Below are 15,680 nucleotides of genomic sequence, written 5' to 3'. Positions count from 1 at the left end.
GGCGTCGGCCGACGCATCCGGCGCCCCGGGCGCGATTGCCAGCATTTCGGGGCTCCGAAGCAGCCGCGCCGGGCCTAGGAGTGCACGCGTCGGCGCAGCAGCTCGATGCGCTTCTGCAGCTGCGCGACCGTCGCCTGTGCGACCGCCGGCCCGCCGCAGACCCGGCGCAGCTCGGCGTGCACGGCGCCATGCGGCTCCCCCGACTGACGCGCGTACAGGCCGACGAGACTGTTCAGCAGCTGTCGCTGCTCCTTGAGCGTGCGATGCAGCGCCTGCGGCGCGACATCCTCCGTCTTCGCACCCGCCTGCGTCTCGCGCTCCTTGCGGCGGCGCGTCTGGCGTGCCTGCCGCTGCATGAGCAGCTCATGCACGTGCTCCGGCTCGAGCAGGCCCGGCAGGCCGAGGAACTCCTCCTCCTCCGGGGTCCCCGGCACAGCGAGCTCGCCGAACTCCTTGCCGTCGAACAGCACTCGGTCGAAATGCGCCATCGATCCGAGCGCCTGGTAGGCGAACTCTTCGGTGAGCGCGTCGGACGCCTTGTCCTCCCGCTCCGCGGCGTCCATGAGGTCTTCTTCGGCGTTCCACTCGTCGCCGCCGTCCGAGTCGCGGTCGAGCGCGTGATCGCGCTGCCGCTCCAGCTCGTTCGCCAGGGCGAGCAGCGGTGGCACGTTGGGGAGGAAGACGCTCGCGGTCTCCCCCCGGCGCCGCGCCCGCACGAAGCGGCCGATCGCCTGTGCGAAGAACAGCGGAGTGGAGGCGCTCGTCGCGTAGACGCCGACGGCGAGCCGGGGCACGTCCACCCCCTCCGACACCATCCTGACCGCGACCATCCAGCGCGAATCGCCCTTCGAGAACGTCTCGATGCGGCTCGACGCCTCGGCTTCGTCGGACAGCACGACGGTGGGCGCCTCACCGCTGATCTCCTGCAGGATCGCGGCATAGGCGCGTGCAGCGGTCTGGTCGGTCGCGATCACGAGGCCGCCCGCGTCGGGCACCTGCTCGCGCACCTCGGAGAGCCGCCGGTCGGCGCTGCGCAGCACTGCGGGGATCCAGTCGCCCTCAGGGTCGAGTGCCGTGCGCCACGCCTGCGCCGTGATGTCCTTCGTGTTGTCCTGCCCGAGCTGGGCCTCCATCTCGTCGCCGGTCTTCGTGCGCCAGCGCATCTGCCCGGCGTACACCATGAAGATCACCGGGCGAACGACCCCGTCCTCGAGCGCCCGCCGGTAGCCGTAGCTGTAGTCCGTCCGTGACAGCCGGATGCCGTGCTCGTTCGGGTAGTACTCGACGAAGGGGATCGGCGCGGTGTCGCTGCGGAACGGGGTGCCGGAAAGGAGCAGCCGCCGCGTCGCACGCTGGTATGCGTCGCGCAGCGCGTCGCCCCAGCTGAGTGCGTCGCCGCCGTGGTGCACCTCGTCGAGGATCACGAGCGTGCGCTTGTCGAGGACGAGCCGCTGGTGCACCGAGGACTTCACCGCGACCTGCGCGTAGGTCACCGCGACCCCGTGGTATTGGCGCGAGGGCGCGTAGTGCCGGTTGCTGAACGCGGGATCCAGCCGGATGCCCACGCGGGCCGCCGCATCCGCCCACTGCGTCTTCAGGTGCTCGGTCGGGGCGACGACCACGATGCGATCGACCACGGCACGCCGCAGCAGCTCGGTCGCGAGCCGCAGGGCGAAGGTCGTCTTGCCGGCGCCGGGGGTCGCGGCGGCGAGGAAGTCGCGGGGGCCCTTGCCGACGCCGTCGGGTCCGTTGAGACCGAAGTACAGATCGAGGGCCTCGGCCTGCCAGGCGCGCAGGCGCTGCGCCGTGCCCCACGGGGCGCGCTGCGGATAGGTCGGCGACAGGTGCTCGGCGGCGAAGCTGCCCAGTGTGGCGTGCTCCTCCACCCGCTCCCCCTTCTTCCTCGCTGCGTGCGCGACGACATTCCACCTTAGGCGAGGCCGAGGACGTCGATCTGCGCAGCCGTGGGAAAGCTAGTCTGATTGTCGGTCACGAACCGGGAGGATGCCGATGTCAGCTGCCGACGATCGCCGCAGTCCGTACGTCCCCAACGCCGGAGCCCACCCATGGCGCCGGTACGTCGCCCTGGGCGACTCGTTCACGGAGGGCGTGGGCGACCCCGATCCCACCCGCCCGGACGCGTTCCGCGGCTGGGCCGACCGCGTCGCCGAGGTGCTGGCGCGTCAGGTCGACGACTTCGCGTACGCGAACCTCGCCGTGCGCGGAAAGCTCATCCGGCAGATCGTCGACGATCAGATCGAGCCGGCGCTCGCGCTCAAGCCCGACCTCATCACGTTCTCGGCCGGCGGGAACGACGTGATCCGGCCGGGCAGCGACCCCGATGTCGTGGCGGAGCTCTTCCGGGATGCCGTGGCCCGGCTCTCCCGTGACGGGGCGACAGTCGTCGTGTTCACCGGGATCGACACGAACTTCACGCCCGTGTTCCGCTCCATCCGCGGCAAGGTGGCGATCTACAACGAGAACATCCGCGCGATCGCGGACGACTTCGACTGCATCATCGCCGACCAGTGGGCGCTGAAGACGGTGCAGGACCCGCGGTTCTTCACCGACGACCGGCTGCACTACAACGAGCTCGGCCATCACGAGGTCGCGCGCATGGTGCTGCGCGCGCTGAACGTGCCCAACGACCTCGCCCCGATGCAGCCCGACCCGCTGCCGCAGCGCACCTGGCGCGCGGCGCGCAACGAGGACTTCGTGTGGGCGCGGGAGTACCTCGTGCCGTGGGTGCTGCGGCGGCTGCGTCACCAGTCCTCGGGCGACAACGTGACGGCGAAGCGCCCCGAGCCGCTGCCCGTCACGACCCTCGCGCCCGGGAGGGATGCCGCGGCCCACCGCGGCGAACAGGTCTGACGCTACGGCACCCGCAGCGCCCACATCGCGACGGCCGCCGCGGCCGCCACGTTGAGCGAGTCCACTCCGCCGCGCATCGGGATCGTCACGATCGTGTCGGCCGCCTGAAGCGCCCGGCGGCTCAGTCCGTCGCCCTCGGCGCCGAGCATGAGGGCGACGCGCTCCGGCGGCTGCGCGGCGAAGTCGTCGAGCGACACGGCCTCGTCGGCGAGCGCGAGCGCGGCGAGGTGGAACCCGGCGGCATGCAGCACCTCGCCTGCGGCGGGCCACTCCGGGAGCCGGGTCCACGGCACCTGGAACACCGTGCCCATGCTCACCCGCACGCTGCGCCGGTACAGCGGGTCGGCGCAGCGGGGACCGATGAGCACAGCGTCGGCGCCGATCCCCGCGGCACCGCGGAACATCGCCCCGACGTTCGTGTGATCGACGATGTCCTCGAGCACGAGCACCCGCCGGGCGCCGGCCAGCACGTCCGCCGGGGACGGCAGCGCGGGCCGGAGCATCGCCGCGAGCACGCCGCGGTGCACCGCGTAGCCGGTCACCTGCTCGGCGGCGGACGCGGAGACGACGTACACGGGCACATCGGGATGCTCCGCCAGCAGCGTCTCGGCGTCGGCGAGCCACTTGTCCTGCACGAGCACCGAGCGGGGGCGGTGCCCGGCGTCGAGCGCTCGCGCGAGCACCTTCGCCGACTCGGCCATGTAGAGCCCGCCGGCGGGCTCGAGAACGCGACGCAGCGCGACGTCGGTGAGCCCGCGGTAGTCGGCCAGGCGCAGGTCGTCGGGGTCGTCGATCGGGATCACGAGCACCCCTCAAGGATGCCCCCGGCGCGCGACGGGCGCCGAATCCGGCGTAGCCTGGGCGCGGGGAGGTGCGGATGACCACGATCGACGCGGCCGTCCGCGTGCTCGACGGCCACCGGATCGCCGTCCTGACCGGCGCCGGCGTCTCGACGGATTCGGGCATTCCCGACTACCGCGGCGAGGGCGCTCCCGTGCGCACCCCGATGACCGTCCAGCAGTTCCTCGCGTCGGAGGAGGCGCGCAGGCGCTACTGGGTCGGCAGCCATCTGGGGTGGCGGCGCTTCTCCGCCGCGCACCCCAACGACGGGCACCGGGCACTGGCAGCGCTCGAGCGCGCGGGCGTGGCGACCGGGGTGATCACGCAGAACGTCGACGGCCTGCACCTGGAGGCCGGATCGGGCCGCGTCGTCGAGCTGCACGGCACCGTGCGACGCATCCTGTGCCTGCACTGCGGCCAGGTGTTCGACCGGCGCGACATCGCCGCCCGGCTCGAAGCGGACAACCCGTGGCTCGTGACGAGCGAAGATGCGATCCTGCTCCCCGACGGCGACGTGCGCCCCGACTCGGTGGACGGCTTCGTCATCCCGGGCTGCACGGTGTGCGGGGGGATGCTGAAGCCTGAGGTGGTCTTCTTCGGCGAGTTCGTGCCGCGGCAGCGGTTCGCCGGCGCCGAGCAGCTGCTCGCCGCCGCCGGAGCGCTCCTGGTCGCCGGCTCGTCGCTCGCGGTGAACTCGGGCATGCGCCTCGTGCAGCGCGCGGAGCGCCGGGGCCTGCCGATCGTGATCGTGAACCGCGGCGAGACCCGTGCCGACGCGCGCGCCACGGTGAAGATCGACGCCGGTACGAGCGATGTGCTCGCCGCCGTCGCCGGGCGCCTCATCGACGGATGACGCTCACGCTCATCCAGCGCCGATCGAGCGCGGCTAGGCTCGTGGCGTGACCACCCTGATGCTCGTCCGCCACGGCGAGACCGACTGGAACCTCGCCGGACGCATCCAGGGCAGCACCGACATCCCCCTCAACGACACCGGGCGCCGGCAGGCCCGTGAGGTCGCCGCCGACCTGCGGTCCCGGCTCGACGGACCGGTCGCGATCGTCGCGAGCGACCTGTCTCGGGCCCGTGAGACGGCAGAGATCATCGCCGCCGAGCTCGGTCTCGATGCCCCGCACCTCTACCCGCAGCTGCGCGAGCACGCGTACGGCGAGGCGGAGGGCATGACGGTCGCCGAGTTCGCGCAGCGCCACAGCCGGGAGCGTCTCCACGAGGTCCCGGGAGCGGAGACGCTCACGCAGCTGCGCGGGCGCGCCGTCTCCGCGATCCGCCGGGTCGCGCACGACGTGCGTCGCGCCACGGCGCCGGCGCCGGCATCCGTCATCGTCGTCTCGCACGGCGCGCTCATCCGCGAGCTGGTCCGCCACGCGACCCACGGCGACCTGCCCGCTCCCGGCACCCGCCTGCCGAACGGCGGCGGCTACACGCTGCTCTTCGAGCGTGACCGCCTGCGGCTGCTCGACGCCGACCGCAGCGGAGCGCCGGCCGTCGTCTGACGCCGTGAGCCAGTCGGCCCGGTGCAGACTGCCGCCTCGCCTGAGTCGAGGACGGATGCCTCAGCGGCGCGCGAGGACCGCGCGGGCGTGCCGCAGCACGGGCTCGTCGACCATGCGGCCCTCGAACGAGAAAACCCCGCGCTCCCCCTCGGCGGCCGCGAGCACGGCGCGCGCCCAGTCCACGGTGCGCTGATCGGGGCGATACGCCGACCGGATGAGCTGGACCTGCGACGGGTGGATGCACGCCGTGGCGGCGAACCCGCTCGCGGCGGCATCCTCCGCCTCGCGGGCGAGGCCCTTCGCATCGGCGATGTCGAGATGCACGGCGTCGATCGCCGCCTTTCCCTCCGCACCGGCCGCGAGCAGGACGCGCGAGCGGGCGTACCGGGCGATGTCGCGGTAGCGGCCGTTCTTCTTGCGGCTGCCGGTGCCACCGAGCGATGCGACGAGATCCTCGGCACCCCACATCAGCGCGGCGACGTTGTCGAGCGCCGCGATCTTCTCGGCGTTTGCGACGCCGCGGGCCGTCTCGCACAGGGCGATCACGGTGAACCGCGGGTCGAGCCGGCGCAGCCGCTTCGCCGACTCCGCCTTCGCCACCATCACGGTGCGGTAGTCCGTCTGCGAGAGCGTCGAGAGATCGGATGCCGCATGCTCGCTCTCGAGCGGATTGATGCGCACGATCGTCCTGGCCGGGTCGAGCTCCGAGTCGATCACGTGACCCCGGGCCGCGGCCTTCGCGTCGGCCGACACCGCGTCCTCGAGGTCGAGGATCACCGCGTCGGCGCGCTGTGCCGCCTTCGCGTACCGCTCCGGCCGGTCGGCGGGGCAGAACAGCAGCGCCGGGCCCATCGTGAAGCTCATGCCGCATCCTCCGGCAGGCACCACATGAGTGCGACGCGGGTCGCCGTGGCGACGACGGTCCCGTCCTGGTTGCGCCCCGTGTGCGTCATCGTGACGAGGCCCTGCCCCGGTCGCGACTTCGACAGTCGCTTGGCGACGATCTCGGTCTCGCCGTAGAGCGTGTCGCCGGCGAACAGCGGGTGCGGAAACGCGATGTCCGAGAGCCCGAGCTGCGCGACGAGGGTCCCCTGGGTGATCTGCGCGACCGACATCCCGACGAGCGTCGCGAGCGTCCACATCGAGTTCATCAGGGGCCGCCCGAAGGGCTGGGTCGCCGAGTAGGCGGCATCCAGATGCAGCGCCTGCGTGTTCATGGTGAGGGACGAGAACAGCGCGTTGTCGGCGTCGGTGATCGTGCGGCCCGGGCGGTGCAGGTAGCGCGCGCCGAGCTCGCACTCCTCGTAGTAGAGGCCGCGCTGGACGATCTCGCTCATGGCATCACGCTACTCGTTCGACGGCGCCGTACCCCTGCCGTCATGCCAGGCCCAGCGCGCGGGCGATGACCAGCAGCTGCACCTCGGTGGTGCCCTCGCCGATCTCCAGGATCTTCGAGTCGCGGTAGTGCCGCGACACCGCGTACTCGTTCATGAACCCGTTGCCGCCGAAGATCTGCGTCGCGTCGCGGGCGTTGTCCATCGCCGCTTCGCTCGAGATCATCTTCGCGATCGCCGCCTCGGTCTTGAACGGCTGGCCGGCATCGCGCAGCCGCGCCGCCTGGTGCCAGGCGAGCCGGGCCGCGTGCACACGAGCGTGCATGCGGGCGATCTTGAACTGGATCGCTTGCCGGGTCGACAGCGCGTCGCCGAAGACGGTGCGTGAGCGCGCGTACTCGGCGGCGGCGTCGACGCATCCCTCCGCAGCCCCCGTGGCGAGGGCGGCGATCGCGATGCGGCCCTCGTCGAGGATGTGCAGGAATCCCGCGAACCCCCGGCCGCGCTCGCCGAGGAGGTTCCCCTCCGGCACGCGCGCGTCGACGAAGGTGAGCGGATGCGTGTCGGATGCGCGCCAGCCGACCTTGTCGTAGGCCGGCTCGACCGTGAAGCCGGGCGTGCCGTTCGGGACGATGATCGTCGAGATCTCCTTGCGGCCGTCCCGCTCGCCGGTCACCGCGGTGACGGTGACGAAGCGCGTGATGTCGGTGCCCGAGTTGGTGATGAACTGCTTGGCGCCGTTGATCACCCACTCGCCGTCGTCGAGCCGCGCCGTCGTGCGGGTGGCGCCCGCGTCGGAGCCGGCCTCGGGCTCGGTGAGGCCGAAGCCGGCGAGCGCCCGCGCGGCAAGGAGGTCGGGCAGGTACTCCTGCTTCTGCTCCTCGGTGCCGAACCGGAAGACCGGCATGGCGCCCAGGCTCACTCCCGCCTCGAGGGTGATGGCGAGCGACTGGTCCACCCGGCCGATGGCCTCGATCGCGAGAGACAGCGCGAAGTAGTCGCCGCCCTGCCCGCCGTACTCCTCGGGGAAGGGCAGACCGAACAGCCCGAGCTCCCCCATCTGCGCGACGACGTCGAGTGGCAGGGTGTGAGTGCGGTCGGCCTCGGCGGCGATCGGGGCGATGACGTCGTCGGCGAAGCTGCGGACGAGACCGGCGAGCTCGCGCTCGTCGTCGCTCACGTCGTAGGTGGTGTAGCTGTCCATATGTCCTTCATTCCGGGAGGGTGACGCGGGCGATGACCTGATCGCGACTGACCTGGTCGCCGACCGCCGCGAGGATGTGGGCCACGCCGTCGTGCGGGGCGGTGACGGGATGCTCCATCTTCATCGCCTCGATGGAGACGAGTCTCTGGCCGGCGGTGACCGTGGCCCCGTCGGCGACGTGCAGGGCGACGACAGAGCCGGGCATCGGCGCCCGCAGATCCGGGTCTGCCGCGCCCGCCGCGCGCTCGCGCTGCGCGAGCCGCCGCTCCATCGCCTGTCGGCGGGTCAGCGGGGCGAGGGCGCTCGTGACGCCGTCCGCGTGCACCCAGACGGTTCCATCGCGGTCGATCAGCGCTTCGACTCGGGCCTGCGGCCCTCGCTCAGCGACCTGAACACCGGCCGCGGGCTGATCGTTGACAGGTCCCTGAGCGAGGGCGCGCGCAGGCTGATCGACGATAGGTCCCTGGGCGAGGGCGCGCGCAGCGCGGCCGAGTCGAAGGGCCGAAGGCGGCACGATCGAGGCCGAGAGGACCCCACCGTCGGCCGTGGCGAACCACGCGCGCGCCGGCGCGGGATCGCCGCTCATCCGCCATCCCGAACCCGAGAGCCACAGCGGCGACGCGTGGCCGCGCCGGTCCGCCGGCGGCATTGCGGCGGCCGCGGCATCGAGTGCATCGGCCGGTGGGGCCGGGTCTTCGAACGGCGGCATCCGGTCGATGAGCCCCGTGTCCATCTGCCCCGCCTGGACGACGGGGTCGGCGAGGAGCGTCCGCAGGAACGCGATGTTGCTCTCCACGCCGAACAGCACCGTGTCGGCGAGCGCCGCGTCGAGGCGGCCGATCGCGTCGGCGCGGTCGTCACCGTACGCGATGACCTTCGCGATCATCGGGTCGTAGTCGGCGGTGACGACGCTTCCGGTCTCCACCGCCGCATCCGTGCGCACGCCCTGGGCCGGCTCCCACAGCAGCACATCACCGGTGGCAGGCAGGAACCCGCGCGCCGGGCTCTCGGCATAGACGCGCGCCTCGATCGCGTGGCCGGTGCGCGCGACCTCGCCGATCTCGAGCGGCTCGCCGGCCGCGATGCGCAGCTGCTGCTCCACGAGGTCGACGCCCGTGACGAGTTCCGTCACGGGATGCTCGACCTGCAGCCGGGTGTTCATCTCCATGAAGAAGAATTCGTCGGGACGGTCGGCCGAGACGATGAACTCCACCGTTCCCGCACCCGTGTAGTCGACGGATGCGGCGGCCGCGCAGGCAGCCTCGCCGAGGCGCGCGCGAGTGGCGCCGTCGATGATCGGCGAGGGCGCCTCCTCGATGACCTTCTGGTGACGTCGCTGCAGCGTGCACTCGCGCTCGCCGAGATGCACGACGCGGCCGTGCGTGTCGCCGAGCACCTGCACCTCGATGTGCCGGGGATTCTGGATGAGCCGTTCGAACAGCAGCGTGTCGTCGCCGAAGGCGGCCTTCGCGACACGACGGGCGGTGGCCACGGCATCCGGGATCTCGGAGGCGTCGTGCACCTCCTGCATGCCCTTGCCTCCGCCGCCCGCGGACGGCTTGATGAGCAGCGGAAAGCCCGCCTCGGACGCTGCGGCGGCGATCTCGTCGTCGATCATCCCGGCCGCCGAGAACCCCGGCACGATGGGCACCCCCGAGGCCGCGACGTGGTCGCGGGCGCGGATCTTGTCCGCCATCGCCTCGAGCGCCCTCGCCCCGGGTCCGATGAAGACGATGCCCGCCTCTGCGCAGGCGCGCCCGAACGCGGCGTTCTCCGAGAGGAAGCCGTACCCGGGGTGGATCGCCTGCGCGCCGGTCTGCCGTGCCGCGCCGATGATCGCGTCGATGTCGAGGTAGGAGAGGGATGCCGCGGCCGGCCCGATGCGCACCGCCTCGTCGGCTTCGGCGACGTGCGGGGCGGTGGCGTCGGCGTCGCTGTGGACCGCGACCGAGCGGATGCCGAGGCGGCGCAGGGTGCGGATGACCCGGCGGGCGATCTCGCCGCGGTTGGCGACGAGGACGGTGTCGAAGGTCATGGATCTCACATCCGGAAGACGCCGAAGCGCGGCTCGGGCAGGGGGGAACGGGAGACGACGTCGAGCGCGAGCCCGAGGAGGTCGCGGGTATCGGCGGGGTCGACGATGCCGTCGTCCCAGAGCCGCGCGGTCGCGTAGTACGGGCTTCCCTGCTGTTCGTACTGGGCGCGCACCGGCGCCTCGAACTCGGCCTGTTCCTGCGCCGACCACTCTTCGCCGCGCGCCTCGAGCTGATCGCGCTTCACGGTGGAGAGGACGGATGCCGCCTGCGGGCCGCCCATCACGGAGATGCGGCTCGCCGGCCAGGTCCAGAGGAACCGGGGCGAGTACGCACGCCCGCACATCGAGTAGTTGCCGGCCCCGAACGAGCCGCCGATCACGACGGTGAGCTTCGGGACGCGGGTGGTCGCGACGGCGGTGACCATCTTCGCGCCGTCCTTGGCGATGCCGCCGGCCTCGGCATCCTTCCCCACCATGAAGCCGGAGATGTTCTGCAGGAACAGCAGCGGGATGCCGCGCTGGTCGCACAGCTCGATGAAGTGCGCGCCCTTGAGAGCGGATTCGCCGAACAGCACGCCGTTGTTGGCGACGATCCCCACCGGGTGGCCGTGGATGTGGGCGAACGCCGTGACGAGGGTGGTGCCGTACTCCTTCTTGAACTCGTGGGTCTCGCCCGCGTCGACGAGGCGGCTGATCACCTCGCGGACGTCGTACGGCTGGTTCACGTCGACGGGGACGACGTCGTAGAGGTCCTCGGCCGCGCCGATCGCGGGGCGGCTCTCGATCACCTCCCAGGCGGGATCGGCCGGCGGCGGCAGCGTCGCGACGATGTCGCGGACGATCTCGAGGGCGTGCTCGTCGTCGTCGGCGAGGTGGTCGACGACGCCGGAGCGGCGGGCGTGCAGCTCTCCCCCGCCGAGCTCCTCGGCCGTCACGACCTCGCCGATGGCCGCCTTCACGAGGGGCGGTCCGCCGAGGAAGATCGTGCCCTGGTCGCGCACGATGACGGTCTCGTCGCTCATCGCGGGAACGTACGCGCCGCCGGCGGTGCACGAGCCGAGCACCGCAGCGATCTGCGGGATGCGCTCGGCCGACAGCCGTGCCTGGTTGAAGAAGATGCGGCCGAAGTGGTCGCGGTCGGGGAAGACCTCGTCCTGCTTGGGGAGGAACGCCCCGCCGGAGTCGACGAGGTAGATGCAGGGCAGCCGGTTCTCGAGGGCCACCTCCTGCGCGCGGAGGTGCTTCTTCACCGTCATCGGGTAGTACGTGCCGCCCTTGACGGTGGCGTCGTTGCAGACCACCATGACCTGGCGGCCGTGCACGAGTCCGATGCCGGCGATGACGCCCGCGGCGGGCGCCTGTCCGTCGTAGAGCCCGTCGGCGGCCAGCGGCGCGAGCTCGATGAACGGGCTCCCCTCGTCGAGCAGACGGCGCACGCGGTCGCGCGGAAGGAGCTTTCCCCGGCCGAGGTGGCGCTCGCGCGACGCCTGGGGGCCGCCGAGGGCCGCGACGGCGAGGCGCTCGTGCAGCTCCGCGGCAAGATCCCGCTGGGTGACGGGTTCGGTCATGGCAGCTCCGGCTGATGTTAGTCTTCATTAACTGAATCCCGATGTTAGCGAGGATTAACTCAGATGGCAATCACGCAGCGCGAGCGGGCGAAGTCCGATCGCCGATCGGCACTGGTCCGAGAGGCGTCGCGGCTGTTCGCCGAGCGCGGCTTCGCGAGCGTGACCCTCGAAGACATCGGCACGGCGGTCGGCGTGAGCGGCCCCGCCGTCTACCGGCACTTCGCGAGCAAGCAGGCGCTGCTGGGGGCGATCCTCGTCGGCGTCAGCGAAGGGCTGCGCGACGGTGGACGGGCCGTGACGGATGCCGCGGCCGACGCGTCGGACGCCCTCGACGCGCTGATCCGCTTCCACGTCGACTTCGCCCTCGCCGACGCCGACGTCATCCGCGTGCAGGACCGCGATCTGGGCTCGCTCGCCGATGCCGATCGGCATCGCGTCCGCCGGCTGCAGCGCGAGTACGTCGAACTGTGGGTCGGCGTGCTCCGCGGCATCCATCCGGAGCGTCCCGACGCCGACCTCCGGGTGCGGGCGCACGCCGTGTTCGGGCTGATCAACTCCACGCCGCACAGCGTGCGCGGCCTGCGCGCGGCGCCGCCCGAGGCCGCCGTCCGTAGCACCCTCGAGCAGCTCGCGGCCGCCGCGCTGCGCGCCTGACCCTATTCGGGGCGGGTTCATGCAGGACCACCCGCACAGACACGCCCCGAACGCAGAGACCCGCCCCAAAATACGACGCGTCAGCGCAGCAGCATCGCCCGGCCCGGCTCCTCCAGCACGCGCGCCACATCGACGAGGAAGCGCGAGCCTTCGGCGCCGTCGACGAGGCGGTGGTCGAACGACAGGCTGAGCGTCATGACGTCGCGCAGCGCGATCTCACCGTCGTGCTCCCACGGCCGCCGCGCCACGGTGCCGAGGCCGAGGATGCCGGCCTCCCCCGGATTCAGGATCGGCGTCCCGGCCTCGACCCCGAACACGCCGAAGTTCGTGATCGAGAAGGTGCCGCCGGTCATCGCCGCGGGCGGCGTCTTCCCGGAGCGCGCGACGCGCGCGAGCTCTCCGATCGCGTCGGCCAGCTCCACGAGGGTCATGGCATCGGCATCCGGGACCACCGGGACGATCAGTCCGCGCTCGGTCGCCGCTGCGACGCCGAGGTTCACGTAGTGGTGCTCCACGATCTCGCCCGCATCGGCGTCCCACTTCGCGTTCAGGCTGGGGTTTCGGCCGAGCGCCAGGCACACGGCCTTCGCGGCGACGGCCATGACGCCGATCCTGTGTCCCTCCAGCGACCGGTCGGCTTTCAGCGACGCGACGAGCTCCATCGTCGCCGTGACGTCGACGGTCTGGAAGGTCGTGACGTGCGGCGCGGTGAACGCGCTGCGCACCATCGCATCCGCCGTCGCCTTGCGCACCCCGCGGATCGGCGTGCGGGTCTCGCGCTCGCCCCGCGTCCGGGCCGGCGCCGAAGCGGGGGCGGATGCGGCGGCCGGCGCCTCGTGCGGCGCCGTGCCGACCCCGACGCGCTCGGCATACGCCTCCACGTCGGCGCGGGTGATGAGCCCGGTGGCACCGGATGCCTCGACGAGCGCGAGATCGATGCCGAGGTCCTTCGCAAGCTTGCGCACCGGCGGCGTCGAGCGGGGGCGTTCGAGCGGCCGCTCCAGCGGCTGCTCGACGATCGCATCGTGCGGAGCCGCTTCGAGCACCGCCGTCTCGCTCGCGCCGCGGTCGCCGGCGCCGCGTGCGACGCGCGCGCGGCGCTGCGGGCGGGCCGAACGCCGCGGTGCTGCTCCGTACCCGACGAGGTTCGGCGTCGCCTTCTCCTCCTCGTCCTCGCTCTCCGCGGGCTTCGACTCCGCGGCCGGCGCGGTGGGCGCCTCGCCCTCTCCGTCGCCGAAGGTGATGAGCACCTCACCCACCTCGACGACGTCTCCCGCGGCGTGGTGCAGCTTCTGCACCGTGCCGGCGAACGGCGAAGGCAGCTCGATGACGGCCTTGGCGGTCTCGACCTCTGCGATGTTCTGGTTGAGGCTCACCGTGTCGCCCTCCGCGACGAGCCACGAGACGAGCTCCGCGTCGGGCAGTCCTTCACCGAGATCGGGCAGACGGAAGTCCTGCATCACAGCTCCACTCCGGTCAGGCTGTTCGGCCGGTCGAGCACGCGGTCGACCGCGTCGAGGATGCGGTCGAGGTCGGGCACGTGGTTCTTCTCCAGCTTGGCCGGCGGGTACGGGATGTCCCAGCCGGTGACGCGCACCGGAGCGGACTCGAGGTAGTTGAAGCAGCGCTCCGTCACACTCGCGATCAGCTCGGCGCCGAGTCCGGCCTCGCGGGCGGCCTCGTGCGTGACGACGACGCGGCCGGTCTTGCGCACCGACGCGGTCACGGTCTTGTAGTCCACCGGCGACAGCGACCGCAGGTCGATGACCTCGATCGAGATGCCCTCGTCCTCGGCGGCGGTCGCCGCATCCATCGCCGTCGCGACCTGCGCGCCGTAGGTGAGCAGCGTGACGTCGGCGCCCTCCCGCGCCGTGCGGGCGAGGCCCATCGGCGCGGCATCCGCCAGATCGAGGTCGAGGTCGACCTCGCCCTTCGTGTGGTACAGCCGCTTGGGCTCGAAGAACACGACCGGGTCGTCGCATGCGATCGCCTGGCGCAGCACGGTGTAGGCGTCCTGCGGGTTCGAGACCGCGACGACCCGCAGCCCCGAGGTGTGCACGAAGTACGCTTCCGGCGACTCGGAGTGGTGCTCGGCAGCGCCGACGCCGCCCGCCCAGGGGATGCGGATCGTGATCGGCATCTTCACGGTGCCCTGCGAGCGGTAGTGGAGCTTCGCCACGTTCGACACGATCTGGTCGAACGCCGGGTAGACGAATCCGTCGAACTGGATCTCGACCACCGGCCGGTAGCCGCGGTAGGCGAGCCCGACAGCGGTGCCCATGATGCCCGACTCGGCCAGCGGCGTGTCGACCACGCGCATCTTGCCGTATTCGTCGAGGAGGCCGTCGGTGATCCGGAACACGCCGCCGAGCTTGCCGATGTCCTCCCCCATGATGAGGACCTTGTCGTCGTCGCGCATCGCGCGGCGAAGGCCCTCGTTGAGGGCCTTCGCCATCGTCAGCTGCGTCATCGCGCCGCCTCCTCGTCGAACCCGTCGAGGTACGCGCCGAACCAGGTCTTCTGCTCCTCGAGGCCGGTGTGCGGTTCGGCGTAGACATTGTCGAGGATGCTGATGGCCGGCGCCGTCGTCATCTCGAGCGCCGTGCTGCGCACCGCCGCCGCGAGCTCGTCGGCGTCTGCCGCGACCTGCGCCTGGAACTCGTCGTCGAAGGCGTCCTGCGCGCGGAGGTACGCCTCGACGCGGGCGATCGGGTCGCGCCGCCGCCAGTGCTCGAGCTCGTCCTTGTCGCGGTAGCGCGTGGGGTCGTCGCTCGTCGTGTGCGGGCCCATCCGGTACGTCACCGCCTCGATGAACGCCGGTCCCTTGCCGCTCCGGGCATGGTCGAGCGCCCATCGCATCGCGGCGAGCACGGCGAGCACGTCGTTGCCGTCGACGCGCATGCTCGGGATGCCGAAGCCGGGCGCACGACCCGCGATGGGGGCCTTCGCCTGCACGCCCACCGGCTCGCTGATGGCCCACTGATTGTTGGAGCACACGAACACGACGGGAGCCTCGTACGACGCGGCGAACACCATCGCCTCGCTCACGTCGCCCTGGCTGGTCGCGCCGTCGCCGAACCAGGTCGCGACGGCCTGATCGGTGCCGTCACGCTGGATGCCCATCGCGTATCCGACGGCGTGCAGCGTCTGGGCGCCGATGATGATCTGCGGGATGGCCGCACCCAGCTCGTGCGGGTCGTAGCTCGAATGCGCCTCGCCGCGCCACGCGCGGATGTATCCGGTCGGATCGGCGCCGCGAGCGTAGACGACACCCGTCTCGCGATAGCTCGGGAACGCGAAGTCGTCGGCGCGCAGCGCGCGGGCGGTGCCGATCTGGGTGGCCTCCTGGCCCTGGCAGGGGGCCCACAGCCCCACCTGCCCCTGGCGCTGCAGCGCCATCCCCTCCGCGTCGATGCGGCGCAGCAGCACCATGTCGCGATACAGCGCGCGCAGCGCCGGTGCGTCGATGTCGGCGATCCACGGGTCGAGATCGCTGTTCGGGCGGCGTTCGCCGGTCGGCGTCAGAATGCGCGCGACGTCGTCGACATCGGTCTTCAGGTCGGCCGCCGGGGTCAGGGTGTGCACCATCGTCATCCCTCTTCCTCGCGAAGCCCTCGTGAGGCTTGCGCGTAGATGAGCCGGCGTCTTCGCCGGATACCGTGA

The 15,680-nt window shown here is 71.9% G+C and carries 14 protein-coding genes; 4 read left to right on the top strand and 10 right to left on the bottom strand.

Translation table 11 applies throughout. The annotated features are described in order from the left end of the window. Positions 1 to 74 precede the first annotated feature (74 nt). A complete protein-coding gene (locus AC3RX1_RS07780; protein ID WP_491500659.1) occupies positions 75 to 1,886 on the bottom strand; it encodes a DEAD/DEAH box helicase in 1,812 nt (603 codons plus the stop codon). A 124-nt stretch (positions 1,887 to 2,010) separates the two neighbouring features. Between AC3RX1_RS07780 and AC3RX1_RS07775 the strand changes: the two genes are divergently transcribed. After that, the gene (locus AC3RX1_RS07775; protein WP_491500658.1) at positions 2,011 to 2,871 is read left to right on the top strand and encodes an SGNH/GDSL hydrolase family protein; all 861 of its coding nucleotides are present in this window, start codon (positions 2,011 to 2,013) and stop codon (positions 2,869 to 2,871) included. A gap of 2 nt (positions 2,872 to 2,873) precedes the next feature. Here the strand turns inward: AC3RX1_RS07775 and AC3RX1_RS07770 are convergent, their stop codons facing one another. After that, a complete protein-coding gene (locus AC3RX1_RS07770; protein ID WP_491500657.1) occupies positions 2,874 to 3,680 on the bottom strand; it encodes a TrmH family RNA methyltransferase in 807 nt (268 codons plus the stop codon). 68 nt (positions 3,681 to 3,748) lie between these two features. Here AC3RX1_RS07770 and AC3RX1_RS07765 point away from each other — a divergent pair, with 68 nt between their 5' ends. Beyond that, positions 3,749 to 4,564, top strand: a complete 816-nt coding sequence (locus AC3RX1_RS07765) for a Sir2 family NAD-dependent protein deacetylase (RefSeq protein ID WP_491500656.1) — start codon at positions 3,749 to 3,751, stop codon at positions 4,562 to 4,564. A 46-nt stretch (positions 4,565 to 4,610) separates the two neighbouring features. Continuing rightward, positions 4,611 to 5,222 carry a histidine phosphatase family protein gene (locus tag AC3RX1_RS07760; protein WP_491500655.1) on the top strand — a complete coding sequence of 204 codons (612 nt, stop codon included), beginning with the start codon at positions 4,611 to 4,613 and terminating at the stop codon, positions 5,220 to 5,222. 60 nt (positions 5,223 to 5,282) lie between these two features. Here AC3RX1_RS07760 and AC3RX1_RS07755 read toward each other — a convergent pair whose 3' ends face one another. The 5 genes from AC3RX1_RS07755 to AC3RX1_RS07735 are packed head-to-tail and all read right to left on the bottom strand — an operon-like array spanning position 5,283 to position 11,363. Beyond that, entirely contained in the window at positions 5,283 to 6,086 is an 804-nt protein-coding gene (locus tag AC3RX1_RS07755) for an HpcH/HpaI aldolase/citrate lyase family protein (RefSeq protein ID WP_491500654.1), read from the bottom strand. After that, positions 6,083 to 6,559 (bottom strand): MaoC family dehydratase, encoded by a 477-nt coding sequence (locus AC3RX1_RS07750; RefSeq protein WP_491500653.1) that lies wholly within the window; start codon positions 6,557 to 6,559, stop codon positions 6,083 to 6,085. Before AC3RX1_RS07750 ends, AC3RX1_RS07755 begins: the two co-directional genes overlap by 4 nt. A gap of 40 nt (positions 6,560 to 6,599) precedes the next feature. Beyond that, positions 6,600 to 7,760 (bottom strand): acyl-CoA dehydrogenase family protein, encoded by a 1,161-nt coding sequence (locus tag AC3RX1_RS07745; RefSeq protein WP_491500652.1) that lies wholly within the window; start codon positions 7,758 to 7,760, stop codon positions 6,600 to 6,602. A gap of 7 nt (positions 7,761 to 7,767) precedes the next feature. Further along, positions 7,768 to 9,795, bottom strand: coding sequence for an acetyl/propionyl/methylcrotonyl-CoA carboxylase subunit alpha (locus AC3RX1_RS07740; protein ID WP_491500651.1), 2,028 nt, complete (start codon positions 9,793 to 9,795; stop codon positions 7,768 to 7,770). Between the two features lie 5 nt (positions 9,796 to 9,800). After that, complete coding sequence (locus tag AC3RX1_RS07735) at positions 9,801 to 11,363, bottom strand: carboxyl transferase domain-containing protein (protein ID WP_491500650.1); 1,563 nt, start codon at positions 11,361 to 11,363, stop codon at positions 9,801 to 9,803. A gap of 63 nt (positions 11,364 to 11,426) precedes the next feature. On the opposite strand from AC3RX1_RS07735, the gene AC3RX1_RS07730 reads away from it, so the two are divergent. Beyond that, entirely contained in the window at positions 11,427 to 12,017 is a 591-nt protein-coding gene (locus AC3RX1_RS07730; protein WP_491500649.1) for an SACE_7040 family transcriptional regulator, read from the top strand. 80 nt (positions 12,018 to 12,097) lie between these two features. Here the strand turns inward: AC3RX1_RS07730 and AC3RX1_RS07725 are convergent, their stop codons facing one another. From AC3RX1_RS07725 to pdhA, 3 genes are read right to left on the bottom strand one after another with little or no spacing between them, the layout of a single operon-like run. Then, positions 12,098 to 13,480, bottom strand: a complete 1,383-nt coding sequence (locus AC3RX1_RS07725; protein ID WP_491500648.1) for a dihydrolipoamide acetyltransferase family protein — start codon at positions 13,478 to 13,480, stop codon at positions 12,098 to 12,100. Beyond that, a complete protein-coding gene (locus tag AC3RX1_RS07720; RefSeq protein WP_491500647.1) occupies positions 13,477 to 14,487 on the bottom strand; it encodes an alpha-ketoacid dehydrogenase subunit beta in 1,011 nt (336 codons plus the stop codon). Before AC3RX1_RS07720 ends, AC3RX1_RS07725 begins: the two co-directional genes overlap by 4 nt. Then, positions 14,484 to 15,611, bottom strand: coding sequence for a pyruvate dehydrogenase (acetyl-transferring) E1 component subunit alpha (gene pdhA, locus AC3RX1_RS07715; protein WP_491500646.1), 1,128 nt, complete (start codon positions 15,609 to 15,611; stop codon positions 14,484 to 14,486). Before pdhA ends, AC3RX1_RS07720 begins: the two co-directional genes overlap by 4 nt. Positions 15,612 to 15,680: the final 69 nt, after the last annotated feature.

This window comes from Microbacterium altimontanum, from assembly GCF_058349865.2.
This window is presented reverse-complemented; position numbering and strand designations above follow the sequence as displayed.